The sequence below is a fragment of the Sporosarcina sp. JAI121 genome, assembly GCF_013408665.1.
Taxonomy (GTDB): Bacteria; Bacillota; Bacilli; order Bacillales_A; family Planococcaceae; genus Sporosarcina.
Window position 1 is genome coordinate 787,437 of record NZ_JACCCL010000001.1, and the last position, 16,772, is coordinate 804,208.

A 16,772-nucleotide genomic window follows, 5' to 3' on the forward strand; every position below is an offset into this window, starting at 1 on the left:
TAGGGAACATGTAGAAGTGTACTATATCGGTTAAATAAAGGAGGAGTTCATATGTTTGACTTTAATATCCGCGGTGAAAATCTAGAGGTAACTCCAGCGATTCGTGAACACGTCGAGAAGAAATTGCAAAAACTTGAACGATACTTCAACGAAGGCACGAACGCTACAGCCAACGTGAATATGAAAGTGTACAATGATAAACAGACAAAAGTGGAAGTGACGATTCCCATGAAAAACTTGACACTCCGTGCAGAAGAACGTCACAACGATCTATATGCGGCAATCGATTTGATTGTTGACAAGCTTGAGCGTCAAATCCGTAAATATAAAACAAAAGTGAACCGTAAGTTCCGTGAAAGTGAAGGCGTTGCGGCATTCTTCGCATCCGTCAACAAAAGCGAAGAGAAAAACAGCGATGCCACTCTTGAAGAAGATCAGGAATTCACAATCGTCAGGACGAAAAATTTCGACCTGAAACCGATGGATCAAGAAGAAGCAATTCTACAAATGAATATGCTAGGCCACAGTTTCTTCATCTTCACAGATTCCGATTCCGACGGTACAAATATCGTCTACAAGCGCAGAGACGGTAAATACGGTGTGATCGAAACAAGCTGAATGGATGGAAGAGTGGGACCTCTAAGTGGCATTGCTGCTTAGGGGTTTTATTTTTATTACAAAAAGAGAATTGGTGTGCATTGGTCCAATCGAAACCGTACATATCGCTTTCCACGTATGCCGTAAAATATTTCTCTATTACGTTTCGGTTAGACCATTTGCGCCGTGCAATTCACAGTGTTAAAATGAAGGGTGAACCTAATGAGGATGTGACCTGAATGCTAGGCGTATTGAATAAAATGTTTGATATGAATAAACGTGACCTGAAGCGGCTCGAAAAGATTGCGGACCAGGTTGAAGCGCGCGCAACAGAGATGGAACAGCTTTCGGATGAAAACCTGATCGCCAAAACAGATGAATTCAAAGAACGATTCATAGCTGGTGAGACGCTTGACGAACTTCAAGCGGAGGCGTTTGCGGTCGTGCGCGAAGCATCGCGACGTGTCCTTGGTATGTATCCGTTCCGTGTGCAGATTATCGGGGCGGCGGCTTTACATGAAGGCAATATCGCCGAGATGAAAACCGGTGAAGGGAAGACGCTGACGTCGACGCTTGCGGTTTATTTGAACGCGCTTGCCGGAAAAGGCGCGCACGTCGTCACAGTGAACGAATACTTGGCGAGCCGTGACGCGATGGAAATGGGACAACTATACGAGTTCCTCGGTCTATCGGTCGGTTTAAATTTAAACAGTTTGTCAAAAGAAGAGAAACGGGAAGCGTATAGTGCGGATATTACGTACACGACGAACAACGAACTCGGTTTTGACTATTTACGTGATAACATGGTGCTTTACAGTGAACATCGGGTACAGCGGCCTTTATTCTACGCAGTCATCGATGAGGTTGACTCGATTTTAATTGATGAAGCGCGAACGCCGCTCATCATCTCCGGGCAGGCTGCGAAAGCGGCTGAACTGTATCGCTTGGCGAATATGTTTACGAAATCCCTCAAAAAAGAGGAAGATTATTCATATGATGAATCGACGAAGGGTGTCGTCTTGACGGAAAGCGGAATCGAGAAATCGGAAGCTGCGTTCAGTATCGATAACTTGTTCGATTTGGAACATACGACGCTCAACCATGCGATCAACCAATCATTGAAAGCACATGCGAGCATGCATATCGATGTCGATTATGTTGTCCAGGAAGGCGAAGTCATCATCGTCGATTCATTCACGGGGCGTCTTATGAAAGGGCGTCGCTACAGTGACGGTCTCCACCAGGCGATCGAAGCGAAAGAAGGCTTGGAAGTTCAGAATGAAACGATGACGCTTGCGACAATTACGTTCCAGAACTACTTCCGGATGTATGATAAGCTTTCCGGCATGACAGGTACGGCGAAAACGGAAGAAGAGGAATTCCGCAATATTTACAATATGAACGTCATTGCAATTCCGACGAACCGTCCGCTTGTCCGTGATGACCGTGCGGATCTGATCTACGCATCGATGGAAGGCAAGTACAAAGCTGTCGCTCAGGATATTAAAGACCGTAATGATAAAGGGCAACCTGTCCTAGTCGGTACGGTAGCGATTGAAACGTCAGAAATCATTTCGAACTACTTGACGAAATACGGTGTGAAGCATAATGTCTTAAATGCGAAAAACCATAGTCGCGAGGCGGAAATCATTTTGGAAGCAGGCCATAAAGGCGCTGTGACAATCGCAACGAACATGGCAGGACGCGGAACAGACATCAAATTGGAAGAAGGCGTGCAGGAACTTGGCGGTCTGGCGGTTCTCGGTACGGAGCGGCATGAATCGCGCCGGATCGATAATCAGCTCCGCGGACGTGCCGGACGTCAAGGAGATGCCGGTGTGACACAGTTCTATTTATCGCTCGAAGATGAATTGATGCGACGGTTCGGTTCAGATCAGATGAAGTCGATGATGACAAAACTTGGAATGGACGATGAGACGCCAATTCAGTCGAAAATGGTGTCGCGTTCGGTTGAATCTGCCCAGAAACGGGTAGAGGGGAATAACTTCGACGCGCGGAAACGTTTGCTACAGTATGATGATGTATTGCGCTTACAGCGTGAAATCATCTACAAAGAACGTAATGAAGTGCTAGAGTCCGAAAACATCCGTGACGTGCTTGAAAAAATGCTATCGAATGTCGTCAGCAATGCAGTGGCGATCCATACAACGGAAGAAAAAGAATCCGATTGGAATCTGAAAGGGCTGGAAGATTTCTTAGGCGCCAATCTGCTGCCGGAAGGACGCGTATCGATTGCGGATATGCAAGGCAAATCGCTTGATGAATTAACTTCGCTCATCCAGAATGCGGTTATTGAACGCTACGATGAAAAAGAAGCGGAAATGTCCGAAGAACGCATGCGCGAATTCGAAAAAGTCGTCCTGCTCCGTGCCATTGATTCGAAATGGACAGATCACATTGACGCGATGGACCAATTGCGCCACGGTATCCATTTACGTGCCTACGGGCAATCCGATCCACTCCGTGAGTACCAGTCGGAAGGCTTTGCAATGTTCGAGGAAATGGTAGCGTCGATCGAAGCCGATTCAGCGAAATATGTGATGAAGGCGGAAATCCGCGATAACCTAGAACGTGAAGAAGTTGTGAAAGCACAAGCCGTCAATCCGAAAGAGGATGGCGAGCAAGTGAGGAAGAAACCAGTGCGACGTGCAGTTAACATCGGACGTAACGATCCATGCCCATGCGGCAGCGGGAAGAAGTATAAAAACTGCCACGGTAAAGCGTAAGCGACCGGGCAACCCAAATTCAGGAGGAAACTATTATGATGGAATTATCCGATGTACGTAATGAGCTTGACAAATCAGCTAAGAAATTAGCGGACTTTAGGGGGTCTCTTTGACTTAGAAAACAAAGAGGCACGAATTCAAGAATTAGATGAAACAATGCTGGAGCCGGGTTTCTGGGATGACCAGGACAGTGCACAGAAAGTGATCTCCGAATCGAACGCGTTGAAAGACGTCGTCGGCGAGTATACGGAGTTGACGGATGAACAGGAAAACCTGGAAATGACGCTGGAGCTATTGCGTGAAGAAAACGATGCCGAAATGCAGGAAGAACTTGGAAGCGACTTGAAAGAATACAAAAAGAAGCTGGATGCGTTTGAATTGCAGATGCTTCTGAGCGATGAATTCGATAAAAACAATGCGGTCCTAGAACTTCATTCAGGCGCAGGCGGTACGGAATCCCAAGACTGGGCATCCATGCTGCTTCGCATGTACACACGTTGGGCGGAACACCACGGTTTCAAAGTTGAAACGCTCGACTACCAGGCTGGTGATGAAGCCGGCGTGAAATCGGTGACGTTATCGATTAAAGGCCATAATGCATATGGTTACTTGAAAGCGGAAAAAGGCGTACACCGTCTTGTCCGGATTTCACCGTTCGACTCGTCTGGCCGCCGCCATACGTCATTCTCATCGATTGAAGTAATGCCGGAATTTGAAGGCGATATCGATATCGACCTGAAAATGGAAGACGTCAAAATCGACACGTACCGTTCAAGCGGCGCGGGCGGACAACACGTTAACACGACGGATTCTGCAGTTCGGATGACACATATCCCGACTGGCGCAATCGTTACATGCCAGACAGAACGTTCACAAATCAAAAACCGTGATCGCGCAATCAATTTATTGAAAGCGAAAATTTACCAAATCAGAGTCGAGGAAGAAGAAGCACGGCTTCTGGAAATCCGCGGCGATCAGAAAGAAATCGGTTGGGGAAGCCAGATCCGCTCATACGTTTTCCATCCTTATTCCATGGTGAAAGATCACCGGACGAATGCGGAAACAGGAAATGTCAGTGCGGTCATGGACGGCGAACTCGATTTATTCATCAACGCTTATTTGCGATCACGTATTTCGTAATTAGATAAAATGAAGTGCACTCCGGTGCACTTTTTTTTATTGTTCTAAAAGGTTTTGAAGACATCGATTATGTGTATAGTAAAAGGTATAGACAGGTGTAGCGGTTTTTTTCGCTTGTTGTTGGCATGTGGAAAGTCGACTCGACGGTAAATGTCATCGATTTGATAAATGTCGGCAACCCGTCAGGTGATTCAAAAGCGCATTGGTTTGGTATACTGTGGTAGGCAGTACAACAATTAACAGATGGAGGTAAGAAAATGAAAAACAAATTTTTAGCAGTCATGTTCGGCGCTGTTCTTGTCCTTGGGGCATGTGGCGGCAATAAAACGAACGAAAATGACACAGGAACTAATGGTGGAACAACAGGCAACGATACAGCGGCTGTTGACGCAGAAAAAGTGGTTAGTACAAGCTGTATCACTTGTCACGGCGGTAACCTCGAAGGGAAAGGCGCGGCACCAGCACTTAATAAAGTCGGTGACCACATGTCAGAATCTGAAATCCGTGATGTCATCGTTAATGGTCGCGGCGGTATGCCAGGCGGACTTATCAAAGATGAAGCAGAAATTGATGCAGTCTCAAAATGGCTTGCTGACAAAAAATAAGTATTGAAATGCAACCGCTGCCGGGAAAGTTTCCGGGGCGGTTTTTTTCGTTTTTTATTTGAGTTTCGAGAATTGGCGTAGGGAATTATACGGCAATCCAAGACTTCACATCGAATTGTAATGACTCCGCAATCAAGCCCTGACGCAAAGCTTCGACAATTCGACATACCCCCTTTTTTATCTACAACTAAACCTATAGTTCATATCCTTCAATCAAGTTAATAAAATAGAGGAATTTGTCATTTAAAGTCGAATAGAACAAGTAAGTATGACTTTTGGTTGTAATAATCATCTAAGTCGATAGTAATAACATGTAAGTAAACCAATGCGATAAGCCATTTTAAATGAAACACAACTGTAATACTAGTGTAGTCGAATCATGTTATAATGGGGCTGTCGGAAAAAAAGAGAGATACTAATTTTCAGGTGGTTTTAGAATGATTGTAATGAAAAATGTCTACAAGAAATACCCGAACGGCGTTGTTGCGGCAAATGGCATCAACATCGAAATCGACCGGGGAGAGTTCGTTTATGTAGTCGGTCCTAGTGGTGCCGGTAAGTCGACATTCATTAAAATGATGTATCGAGAAGAAGCGCCAACAAGCGGGGATATTATTATTAATGGGATAAATCTTGCCACACTTCGCAATAAGCGCATACCTTATCTGCGCAGGCAGATCGGTGTCGTTTTTCAAGACTTCAAATTGTTACCTAAATTAAATGTTTACGAGAATGTGGCGTTTGCACTCGAGGTAATCGAAGAATCGCCAGACGAAATACGGAAAAAAGTGAATGATGTACTTGCACTTGTCGGACTTACGCAAAAGGCGCGGATGTTCCCGAATGAATTATCAGGCGGGGAAGAACAGCGTGTATCCATTGCGAGGTCAATCGTCAATGTACCGAAAGTTGTCATTGCAGATGAACCGACAGGAAATCTTGACCCTGAAACATCATGGGAGATCATGAGGATCTTCGAACAGATCAACGCTCGTGGCACGACGATTGTCATGGCCACCCATAATAGGGAAATCGTTAATACAATAAAACACCGCGTCATTGCAATTGAAGGCGGACTCATAACCCGTGATGAATACGGAGGTGAGTACTATGAAGGCTAGAACGATTGGTCGGCATATGCGCGAAAGTTTCAAAAGCATTCGCCGCAACAGCTGGATGACGTTTGCTTCAGTCAGTGCCGTCACTGTCACTCTATTGTTAGTCGGAGTATTCATCGTCATCATGATGAACTTGAATCAACTGGCGGATAGTATCGAAAATGACGTTGAAATCAAAGTGGTCGCAGATCCTGCGGCAGATAAAGCTGTAATTGAAGAATTGGTAGAAAAAGTACGTGCGACGCCAGGCATCCTCGAAGTGGTCTATTCTTCGCGTGATAAGGAATTGGACAAGATGATTCAATCATTCGGCGATGAACTTAGTTTATATAAACAGAGCAATCCGCTCGGTGATGCTTTATACGTAAAAGCGAAGGATCCGCAGAAAACTGCAGCCATCGCAAAGAAAATCGATACATACGACTATACGTATGAGGTCATTTACGGTGAAGAAAAGGTGGAAAAGCTCTTTAACGTGCTGAACACAAGCCGGAATGTCGGCCTTGTCTTAATACTGGCACTGCTATTCACAGCTATGTTCCTCATTTCAAATACAATCCGTATCACCATCGTTGCAAGAAGAAAAGAAATTGAAATCATGAAATTGGTTGGAGCGACGAATAATTTTGTACGCATTCCATTTTTATTGGAAGGTATGTGGCTCGGTATTTTGGGGGCGATTGCTCCGATGCTGATCATCACCATATCTTACTACAAACTATATGAACATTGGGAACCGAAACTGCAAGGAGAACTGTTCCAACTACTGAACACGACGCCATTTATTTACCAATTGAATGGGTTGATTCTGTTCATGGGAATCTTCATCGGCGTGTGGGGCAGCTTTATGTCCGTGCGTAAATTTCTTAAAGTATGAACGACAGAGAGAGATTTTGAAAGGGGAACTGGAAAGTTGAATAGATTCAAAAAGTTGCTTTCAGGAACAATCGCGGTCGTCTTCCTGTCCACAATCATTAATGGGACGGGTGTTTTGGCGAGCCCGTTGGATGATATGAAAAAAGAACAGAAATTACTAGACCAAAAGAAAAATGAATTGAATACGGGAATTAATAAAAAAAGTTCCGAAATAAAAGCGAAGAAAACGACGATCGAAAATATAACAGATCAAATTTTGGAATTGAACGCTAAAATAAACGAGTCAAATGAAAAAATTAACCGTGTCGTCGCTGAGATAAATAAAACGACAGGTGAAATCGATGCATTGCGCATTTCAATCGCTGACCTTGAAAAGAAAATCGAAGAGCGTGATGTCGTATTGCGGGACCGCGTTCGCGCGATGCAAGTGAAGGGCGGACAGGTCAACTATCTTGACGTTCTTCTCGGTGCAAACAGTTTCGCTGATTTCATCGACCGTTTTTCCGCTGTTACATCATTGATGGATGCGGATCGGAGCATTATGGAACAGCAAGCGCAGGATATTGAACAGCTTGAAAAAGAGAAAGCCCTTGTCGAAACGAAGCTTGCTGAACAGGTAGCTAGTAAAGTGAAACTTCAAAACTTGAAGGATTCCCTTCTTTCACAGAAAAAAAATAAGAATAAATTGATTGATCAGTTGGAAGCCGAACAAAAGAAATTAGCAAACGAAAAAAGCCAGCTTGAAGCTGATTTACATGACACACACGAAGTGAGTGACGAGCTCGCAGGAAAAATTAGTGCAGAGCAAAATCGTCTTGCTGAAATCGCGCGTCAAGCTGAAATCGCCCGCAAAGCGGAAGCGAAGCGTAAAGCGGCTGCTGCTGCGGCGGCTAACAAAGGAAACGGCGGAAGCGGAAGCGGAAGTTCATCATCCTATATTCCACCAGTATCGAACGGAACATGGACAAAACCAGCTTCCGGAACATACACATCGTCATTCGGATGGAGAACGCATCCAATCTATGGCACAAAAAGGCAGCACCGCGGGGCTGATATTGCGAATAGCACCGGAACGCCGGTCGTAGCTGCAGGGGATGGTATCGTTTCCCATGCCGGTCCAATGGGTACTTACGGAAATGTCATTATGATTACACATTCCGTCAATGGACAGATTTTCACAACGGTATATGCACATCTATCGAGTATTGGCGTCAGTGCCGGCCAGTCAGTTGGAAAAGGTCAGTTCATCGGAAAAATAGGATCGACGGGTGCATCGACAGGCCCTCACCTTCATTTCGAAATGCATATCGGAAACTGGTCTGCATCTGGACCGAGTGCCGTGAATCCACTGCGCTATGTTTCTTTCTAACAAATTGTGTCCGTCCCAAGTCAGGGGCGGATTTTTTTTGTGTAAATAAAGTGGATAGATGGCTTTTGGGCATGTTTTTATATACGATTGAAATAGAAATTATTGAAGGGGACATGTTTGGATGCCGGTCACAACATTTTTTACCATAGGCAGCTTAAGTATCCCATCTTCCTGGATTGCCATCATTACGGCATTTATCATCGCATATAGTGCAATCAGGTTTCGTTATGGAAAACTGCTAGCAGCTTACATGGGGGATACATTCTTTTATTTGGCGATTATTTGGAAATTGAGTATAATCGTCACTGATTTCGGTTCCATACTCCGTTCACCTCTTGCAATTTTTTACTTCCACGGTGGGGCAGTTGGGTTTTGTTTGGGGTTGTTGTTTCTGGTGGCCAAGGTTTTATGGGATATGAAGAAAGGGCGGCTAGATACGATTGGACTTCAGGCTGTCTTTACGGGCGCGGTCATTATTCAAGTTGTCTACCAGGTGATGATGGCGGTATTGAATGAAGGCGATATCATTGCGCAAGTGGTGACAATTGTTGTTTTCGTGCTGTTTTCAGTTTTTTTCTGGATGAACAGCAAGAACACAGATCAGTGGCCGTTTCAACTTGCGTTGCTATTCATGGCGGTTCACCTATTTGTCGCTGCCGTTCAACCGGAAGGGCTAATCAAGACGCCGCTACTTTCAACTTTAGTAATCGGGTTCTTTTTTATGGCTGTTTTGGGGAAGCGACAGAAGGAAGATAGATTGGAGGAACAGGGTTGAATAAGAAAACATTTGGATTTATCATAGCTGTACTGCTAATCGGAACGATGATTGTGATTATGGTGAAATCGAATACGGATACCACGAAACCGATTGACAATTACCTGTTAAATCAAGAATTCAATTCATCGGGTGACGAGTCCGGTTTGAAAAAGGGGGAAATCCCGCCAGACTTTGAGCTGTCCACGGTTTCGGGTGAAGTCGTGAAGCTTTCGGACTTGAAAGGAAAAAAAGTGGTTTTGAATTTCTGGGCATCGTGGTGCGGGCCGTGTAAAGCGGAAATGCCGCATATGCAGAAATATTATAAGAAAAACAAGGACTCCGAGAATGTTGAAATAATTGCAGTCAATATGACGACGACGGAAAAGCGGGGACTTAAGGGCATTGAAGAATTCATCACAGCTTACGGTTTGACCTTCCCTGTTCCATTGGATGAACAAGGCACCGTGATGGAAGACTATCAAATCATCCCCATTCCGACAACCTATATGATTGGTACGGATGGAAAAGTCAACCAAAAAATTGTCGGGCCGATGGATGAAAAGACGTTGAAAGAACTTGTGAAAAATTTAGATTGAAGATTGCCGGTTTCTAGCTGTCGTAATGTCCTATTTCCGTTCATATACTGGACGGAGGAGGGGACATTGCATTATGCGAAGAAGCCGGTTTTTGTTATTCATCATACTGGCCGCCTTGGCGACGGTCGTTTTTCTTCTGTTGGACGGATGTTCAGGAGAAGGAAAAGGGAACATGGTAAAAAAAGAAGGGGAAATCAGTACGTACCCGGTCATTGATGAAGCATTTGACATCATCAAAGGGAAAGGCGTTTACCCGGTCGATAAGGACATGCTGATTGAAGGGGCATTGCGCGGAATGGCAGATACAATCGGCGACCCATATTCGACGTATCTGTCGCAGGACGAGGCAGCCGCTCATAAAGAGTCTCTTGCCGGCGAGCGAATCGGGATCGGCGCTGAAATTACGCGGTCGGGCGGGAAGTATATCATCGTGGCTCCAGTGAAAGGTTCACCTTCCGAAAAGGCGGGATTGCAACCATATGACGAAATTGTTCGTATCGATGGCGAACGGCTTGACGGCAATTCATTGGAGGACGTTGTCCAGCGCATCCGCGGCAAGAAAGGGACGGCAGTGTCCATGACGATTTACAGACCTGATATGGATAAACATATTGAATTATCCATTGTGAGGGACAGTATTTCGGTCCAGACTGTGTCCGCTAAAGTGATTGAAGAGCGTGGAAAAAAGATCGGTTACATATCGATTACAATGTTCGGTCAAGAAACGCCGCAAGAATGGCTGGACGCCACAAATAAGCTCATTAAAGATGGGGCGGAATCACTGATTATCGATGTACGGGGCAATCCGGGCGGCTATCTGCATACCGTCGGCAGTCTCATAGGCAGTTTAGCGAAGATAGATACGGTGTTTGCCTATATGGAGGATGCAGCCGGAAAACATCAGCCGCTAGCTACGGAAAAAGATTCAAAACTTGCGTACGATGAAGAGCTGAAAAAGATGCCAATCGTCTTGCTTCAGGATAAAGGCAGTGCTTCGGCAAGTGAGGTGCTGAGCGCTGCACTGAAAGATTTGAAAAGAGGCTATATCGTCGGAGACACAAGCTTCGGAAAAGGAACTGTCCAAGAAACGATGGATTTATCAAATGGCGGGGAGATGAAGTTATCCACCCACAAATGGCTAACGCCGAAAAAAGAGTGGATTCACGGTAAAGGTGTGAAGGCCAACCTTGAAGTAGTGCAGAGCGAATTGTTCAGCGAACATATCCGCCTCGTTCCAGAAGTTTATAGTGAAGGTGATTACCACGACGATGTCGCGTATACACAAAAGTTATTGACAGGCCTTGGTTATAGTGTTGCCCGTACAGACGGCTTCTTTGATGAATCAACTTCCCACGCAGTCAGTGCCTTTCTAAAGGACGCCGAAGCAAAAGAAGGGAATACCATGGATCGATTATTTTACACGACGCTGAAAAAGAAAGTCGAAGAGTTCCGTGCCGACCCCTTGAATGACGATCAACTTCAAATGGCGATTGGCTATATTCATCATAAAATGACTGATAAGTGATTGGAAAACTCCTGACATAAGCTGTCGGGAGTTTTTTGATTAAAAGAGGCTGTGTAGAATGCCGAGCCGTGACACCCTTATCATCCACCTCAAACATGAGTCATTTCTCGCATTTTAGTAATTAATCAATTACGATTCACATAGGATACCATTTTTTTGGTACAATGATAGAAATGAAGTTGTGTCAGATTGGATGGTGACGGTTCGTGTCCGAGAAAATGATGTTTGATGTATTAGAAGCGGTTGGACTGTTTTTCTTGAATCCATTATTTATTGCCGTGCTTATTACATCGGTGGCTGTCGGGTATTTCCGGGTGAAAAAAGAGCGACGGAATTTCAGGGTCCGCTTATTACCGGGGCTAACCGAATTGAAACGGCTTTTAGCGGAGTCATGGCCGTATGCGCTAGTTTTATCGATATTGATTTCCGTTGTAGGTTTAACGGTCGATCCAGGTTGGCTTGTTTTATTTTCCGCTGCGGCGCTTATCGGACTGCTTTCATTCTATTATAAACTAACATCACCCATTTATTTTGCGGCGGCAGCGTTTTTTGCCCTTTATTTCATGGGGGAATATGCTAGAGGTTTCACATTCCGAGGATGGACGCCAGGGCAGGTGGATCTGCTAGGTGAACTTGCGGTAACGATTCCAATCATAGCCGGCTTGTTCTTGGTCGCGGAAGGGCTACTAATTATCCGTCATTCCGTCCGCTATGCATCGCCGTTCTTGATGCATACAAATCGTGGACTTCGGGCAGCCGCATTCAAGACGAAGCGGCTTTGGCTGTTGCCTGTTGTATTTCTCGTGCCGGGAGATATGATATCGGCTTTCATTCCCTATTGGCCGCAGCTCACTTTGGGTGGACATGCATTCAGTTTTGTTCCGGTGCCTGTCATTATCGGATTTACGCAAGTGGCACGCTCACTGTATCCGGATGTTTTGTTTCCGAAAGTCGGTCGTGCGGTCATTTGGACTGGTGTTTCCGTCATAATCGTCGGTTTTGCAGCCTTATGGATGCCGATTTTAGGTTGGGCGTCTCTTCTGATCGGTGTCGTGTGTCGCGCTGTCATCTCGATCATCGCATCGGGACGTGAACGAAAAGGCGGTTTTGCCGTTGCTCCGCGCCCCACTGGAGTTGTCATTGCAGGTGTTGTGCCGGATTCGCCAGGTGAAAAGATGGGTCTGCTTCCAGGAGAAGTTATCCGAAGTGTTAACGGTATTCAAGTAAACAACGAGAAAGAGCTATACGACGCAATTCAGCTCAACGCTGCGCATTGCCGCTTGCAAGTGATTGACCGCGCCGGAGAAGTACGGCTCATGCAACAGGTTATTTATCGGCACGATCATCACCGACTTGGACTTCTCGTCGTTCGGTGAACATCGAGTGCGTGATTACGCCGGAAGGGATGTGTGAAATGGATTCATTCGAGACGAAATTGTTCCTTGCCACGATAATGCCGGGGCTTCTTGTTATTTTGTTCACTCGCGTCACATTTCATCACGTCGTCGGTCTAATTTTGACAGTTGCACTGATCGCCGCTTCGGTTTACGCAGGTTACACACATAACTGGCTGCTGTACGGGGCGGATGCGCTGTCGCTTACAATCGGCTTTTGGTACGCGACACGCATGGTGAAAATAGCTAGACAGCATCAGGAAGAAGAATAATTGTTTGATAAAACCGCTACCTGTTTGGATGTAGCGGTTTTATTGTGGAATAAAATTGTGGTTTCTGCGCGAGCGACCATATCCCGCGGTAGACCGACCGTATCCCGCTGTAGACCGACCGTAACCCGCTGTAGACCGACCGTATCCCGCTGTAGACCGACCGTATCCCGCGGTAGACCGACCGTATCGCGCTGTAGACCGACCGTATCCCGCGGTAGAGCGACCATATCCCGCGGTAGACCGACCATAACCCGCTGTAGACCGACCGTAACCCGTGGTAGACCGACCGTAACCCGTGGTAGACCGACCGTAACCCGTGGTAGACCGACCGTAACCCGTGGTAGACCGACCGTATCCCGCGGTAGACCGACCATATCCCGCGGTAGACCAACCGTATCCCGCGGTAGACCGACCGTATCCCGTGGTAGACCGATCATATCCCACGGTAGACCGATCATATCCCGCGGTAGAGCGACCGTATCCCGCGGTAGAGCGACCGTATCCCGCGGTAGACCGATCGTATCCGGCGCTCAACCGACCGTATCCGGCGCTCAACCGACTATAACCACGCGCACAACCGACCATATCCCGCGGTAGAGCGACCATATCCCGCGGTAGACCGACCATATCCCCGCGGTAGACCGATCATATCCCACGGTAGACCGATCATATCCCGTGGTAGACCGACCGTAACCCGTGGTAGACCGACCGTAACCCGCGGTAGACCGACCGTATCCGGCGCTCAACCGTCCGTATCCCGCGCTCAACCGACTATAACCACGCGCACAACCGACCATATCGCACGCCAACCAACACTCACCTCAATAAAAAAAAGACCACACCAACGCGGTCTCTTCACACAAACAAACTATAAACCGCCAACACGGCAATCGTGCCTAGCACAACCGACATGACGCCGCCGCCTAAAAAAGCGATTAAAAATGCGGCGCCTGCCCCGAGCACCCCGAACAATATATTTCCTTCCTGCACGAAAAGAATCGCGGGAAAAATTAGAGCGCCGAGAACAGCGTACGGAATATTACGCAGCACACCTTGAACAACCGGCGGCAACTCTTTGCCATCCAAAACAGTCAATGGGATCATGCGGGGGATATACGTCACGAGCGCCATACCTAACAGCATCCACCAATAACTAGGACCCATTATGCTTCCTCCTCTCGTGCGTACATCGCTGCCGCAGATTTACCGCGCCGCGCATAAACCATTTCGACAACAATCGAGGACGCCAATGTCGCGACAAGAATCGACCATCCTGTCGACAACGCCCCTGTGAAATATAGGATACAATGGATGGCAGCCGCAACAGCCGCAAGCATGACGACTTTGCGGTTTCCTTTCATCGATGGAACAAGCAACCCGATGAACATCGCATAAAGTGCAATCGACATCGCTGCCTGCAGAAAGAGTGGCAAGTTGGCGCCGATTATGTGGCCGATGGCGGTGAAGACGACCCAGCTGCCGTAAGCGATCAGCGTAACGCCAAATGCGAAAGCTGTCGAAATCTTACCTTTCTTACCTGTCGCAAGCATTGAAAACGATTCGTCTGTAATGCCGAACGCATAGATCGCTTTGACCCATTTACGCGCAGGTTGCATCTTTTCATTGAGCGAAGCCGTCATTAGAAAGTGGCGGATATTGACGATGAATGTATTCATGACGATCAACAGCGGATCGACACCTGACGTAATCAGGCTAAGCGATATGTATTGTGCAGCGCCGGCGTAAACGAATATACTCATTGCTGTCGCTTCAATAATGGACAGCCCCGCAGTTTTTGCGAGCAGCCCGAATGTGAGTGCTACGGGGAAATATCCGATGGCAATGCTTGTACCTGCTTTCAGACCGGCCGAGAACTGATTATGCTTCATATGCTATTCACATCTTCCCAAAGTATATTGATGTGATTATACTATATTTATGGGTTTAAATGTTCATAAATAAAGGAAAACTCTAAATTAGAGCCATTTTAAGCTCATTGCAAGATAGAGCGCAGACGAAAAAAGTTTTTTAAGCAGGGGTGTTTCAGATGAAAGAATGGTTGAATCCAAATAATATCGTCGAATTAGCACAACATTATAAATCACTGGGACCTTTCTTAGGGCTGTTGCTGCCATTTATAGAATCATTCCTGCCATTTCTTCCTCTCGTCGCATTTGTCCTCGCGAATGCAGGCGCGTACGGTCTTTGGTACGGATTTCTTCTGTCATGGGCAGGTACCGTGGTAGGTTCTTACGCTGTATTTCTTATCGTCCGAAAATATGGACGCAACCGATTACTTAACTTCCTGACGAAAAGTGCACGTATCCAAAAACTGATCAAGTGGGTGGAGAGAAACGGTTTCGGACCATTATTCCTGTTCATCTGTTTCCCATTTACACCATCCGCACTTGTCAATCTCGTCGCGGGATTGTCCGACATGAAAAAAAAGAATTATTTAGTAACATTGATGGCAGGGAAATTTGTGATGATTTTCATGATCAGCTATATCGGCTCCGATATAAAAGCATTATTCACGGATCCGATCCGGACAGCGATTGTCGTAGTCGTCATTTTTCTGTTATGGATCATCGGCAAACAGCTCGAGCGCAGGTTGAATGCAAAAGTCGAAGCCGATTTCCGAGCAACCGCAGCATCGCGTGAAGAGAAGTGAACACACTCTATTTATTTGAAAAAATCCTGTCATCCCTACCTTTCGGCATCAAGTAAAGGAGGAAATGATAGGGTTTTTTATTGGAATGAATCACAGATTTTCCTGCAAATATCTAAAGGCGCTACGCATTCCGGTACGATAAAGTCTGTTCGTCAATTTGAGCTAGACGACAATAGATTGGTTTTCGTCCAATCATGGAACTTGGTAAAGAATCGGAATTTGCACATAGTAACTGAAATGGAAATAGACTGTCCCATTTGCATGCATTGATTACTAAATACGAGCAAAATATGCATACTTGTATAAACCTAGCCTAGGCGCCTTACTGAGGCAGCGGAAGCGTAATTGTTAGAAATGTACCTAACTCTCCAGTCGAAATGTGTCCAAAAGATTCCCGTGCTCATCAATGCTTTGCGCTAGAGTCGAAGCGTGATGCATGTGAATGACATTAGTCTTCAAAAACATTTTTCTGCTAACATTGCCGAAATTACAAAAACAGCACAGCCGCTTTCACTAGTGCTGCTGGATATTGATCATATTAAAATTGTTAATGGTACATACGGACATTTGACCGGGGACAGAGTTCTTCAAAAGTTGGCACAACGTCTGGAGATTGCACACGAGGAAGAATTTGCATTAATACTTCCACGCGTGCACTTCAGTTGTAACAAAGTTGTCAATCGAAAACATAACAGCCCAACCAATCAACAGGTTGGGCTATTTTTGATAAATCGATACCATAGACAACGTTATACTAAGTCCTCTTATTTCTGTACAATAGAAAGAAAGGATTAAAGGACTTTTGGTTATATAAATAGAAGTGAAGAATTCCGTTGGATCCGCTTCGGTGCTCGAAGATGCTTTCTGCCTTAAACGGGGCCACTGAAAAGGTCCGCTATTAAGAAAGAAATATGGTTCGCCCATTATACACGCTTCGGCGCTTGGGGATGCCTCCCGCCATTAGCCAGACAACTTCGTCGTCAGTCTTACGGCTCCGGCTACCCCAGTGAGGCGCCTGAGCTTTAGTTAAATATCATATTTAAAAATGCAAAATACGTAGTTAGCTAATCGAATAAATAAGAAAACAACGAGCAGTGAAGTCGGG

At 45.9% G+C, this 16,772-nt stretch carries 17 protein-coding genes; 14 read left to right on the plus strand and 3 right to left on the minus strand.

The window, feature by feature from the left end:
- The first annotated feature begins 51 nt into the window (after positions 1-51).
- The 12 genes from hpf to HDC33_RS03695 all read left to right on the plus strand — a co-directional run bounded on the left by hpf (position 52) and on the right by HDC33_RS03695 (position 12,996).
- Positions 52-618 (plus strand): ribosome hibernation-promoting factor, HPF/YfiA family, encoded by a 567-nt coding sequence (gene hpf, locus HDC33_RS03640; RefSeq protein WP_179391150.1) that lies wholly within the window; start codon positions 52-54, stop codon positions 616-618.
- A 218-nt stretch (positions 619-836) separates the two neighbouring features.
- Entirely contained in the window at positions 837-3,344 is a 2,508-nt protein-coding gene (secA, locus tag HDC33_RS03645; RefSeq protein WP_179391151.1) for a preprotein translocase subunit SecA, read from the plus strand.
- 38 nt (positions 3,345-3,382) lie between these two features.
- Positions 3,383-4,484 (plus strand): peptide chain release factor 2 gene (gene prfB / locus HDC33_RS03650; RefSeq protein WP_179392610.1). Its coding sequence is split into 2 segments (ribosomal slippage): positions 3,383-3,454 and positions 3,456-4,484, totalling 1,101 coding nucleotides; the frame shifts between segments, so codons are not numbered across the junction.
- A gap of 257 nt (positions 4,485-4,741) precedes the next feature.
- On the plus strand, positions 4,742-5,089 hold the full coding sequence (gene cccB, locus HDC33_RS03655) for a cytochrome c551 (RefSeq protein ID WP_179391152.1): 348 nt from the start codon (positions 4,742-4,744) through the stop codon (positions 5,087-5,089).
- 437 nt (positions 5,090-5,526) lie between these two features.
- Positions 5,527-6,210, plus strand: coding sequence for a cell division ATP-binding protein FtsE (gene ftsE, locus HDC33_RS03660; protein WP_179391153.1), 684 nt, complete (start codon positions 5,527-5,529; stop codon positions 6,208-6,210).
- Positions 6,200-7,084 (plus strand): permease-like cell division protein FtsX, encoded by an 885-nt coding sequence (gene ftsX, locus HDC33_RS03665; RefSeq protein WP_179391154.1) that lies wholly within the window; start codon positions 6,200-6,202, stop codon positions 7,082-7,084. Before ftsE ends, ftsX begins: the two co-directional genes overlap by 11 nt.
- Positions 7,085-7,120: 36 nt before the next feature.
- Entirely contained in the window at positions 7,121-8,452 is a 1,332-nt protein-coding gene (locus HDC33_RS03670; RefSeq protein ID WP_255457294.1) for a murein hydrolase activator EnvC family protein, read from the plus strand.
- A 121-nt stretch (positions 8,453-8,573) separates the two neighbouring features.
- Positions 8,574-9,227 carry a hypothetical protein gene (locus HDC33_RS03675; RefSeq protein ID WP_179391155.1) on the plus strand — a complete coding sequence of 218 codons (654 nt, stop codon included), beginning with the start codon at positions 8,574-8,576 and terminating at the stop codon, positions 9,225-9,227.
- Positions 9,224-9,805 carry a peroxiredoxin family protein gene (locus tag HDC33_RS03680; protein ID WP_179391156.1) on the plus strand — a complete coding sequence of 194 codons (582 nt, stop codon included), beginning with the start codon at positions 9,224-9,226 and terminating at the stop codon, positions 9,803-9,805. Before HDC33_RS03675 ends, HDC33_RS03680 begins: the two co-directional genes overlap by 4 nt.
- 73 nt (positions 9,806-9,878) lie before the next feature.
- The gene (locus HDC33_RS03685; protein ID WP_179391157.1) at positions 9,879-11,330 is read left to right on the plus strand and encodes a S41 family peptidase; all 1,452 of its coding nucleotides are present in this window, start codon (positions 9,879-9,881) and stop codon (positions 11,328-11,330) included.
- Positions 11,331-11,536: 206 nt separating this feature from the next.
- Positions 11,537-12,706: a PDZ domain-containing protein gene (locus HDC33_RS16765; RefSeq protein WP_179391158.1), complete on the plus strand. Its 1,170-nt coding sequence runs from the start codon at positions 11,537-11,539 to the stop codon at positions 12,704-12,706.
- Positions 12,707-12,744: 38 nt separating this feature from the next.
- Positions 12,745-12,996, plus strand: coding sequence for a CsbA family protein (locus HDC33_RS03695; RefSeq protein WP_179391159.1), 252 nt, complete (start codon positions 12,745-12,747; stop codon positions 12,994-12,996).
- Here the strand turns inward: HDC33_RS03695 and HDC33_RS03700 are convergent.
- The 3 genes from HDC33_RS03700 to HDC33_RS03710 form a co-directional block, all read right to left on the minus strand.
- On the minus strand, positions 12,981-13,454 hold the full coding sequence (locus HDC33_RS03700; protein ID WP_179391160.1) for a hypothetical protein: 474 nt from the start codon (positions 13,452-13,454) through the stop codon (positions 12,981-12,983). The two genes, HDC33_RS03695 and HDC33_RS03700, sit on opposite strands and share 16 nt — an antisense overlap.
- A 397-nt stretch (positions 13,455-13,851) precedes the next feature.
- The gene (locus tag HDC33_RS03705; RefSeq protein ID WP_179391161.1) at positions 13,852-14,160 is read right to left on the minus strand and encodes an AzlD domain-containing protein; all 309 of its coding nucleotides are present in this window, start codon (positions 14,158-14,160) and stop codon (positions 13,852-13,854) included.
- Entirely contained in the window at positions 14,160-14,885 is a 726-nt protein-coding gene (locus HDC33_RS03710) for an AzlC family ABC transporter permease (RefSeq protein ID WP_179391162.1), read from the minus strand. Before HDC33_RS03710 ends, HDC33_RS03705 begins: the two co-directional genes overlap by 1 nt.
- Positions 14,886-15,043: 158 nt before the next feature.
- Here HDC33_RS03710 and HDC33_RS03715 point away from each other — a divergent pair, with 158 nt between their 5' ends.
- Both HDC33_RS03715 and HDC33_RS16700 read left to right on the plus strand, forming a co-directional pair.
- Entirely contained in the window at positions 15,044-15,667 is a 624-nt protein-coding gene (locus HDC33_RS03715) for a TVP38/TMEM64 family protein (RefSeq protein ID WP_179391163.1), read from the plus strand.
- A gap of 432 nt (positions 15,668-16,099) precedes the next feature.
- Positions 16,100-16,462, plus strand: a complete 363-nt coding sequence (locus HDC33_RS16700; RefSeq protein WP_179391164.1) for a diguanylate cyclase domain-containing protein — start codon at positions 16,100-16,102, stop codon at positions 16,460-16,462.
- The last annotated feature ends 310 nt before the right edge of the window (positions 16,463-16,772 follow it).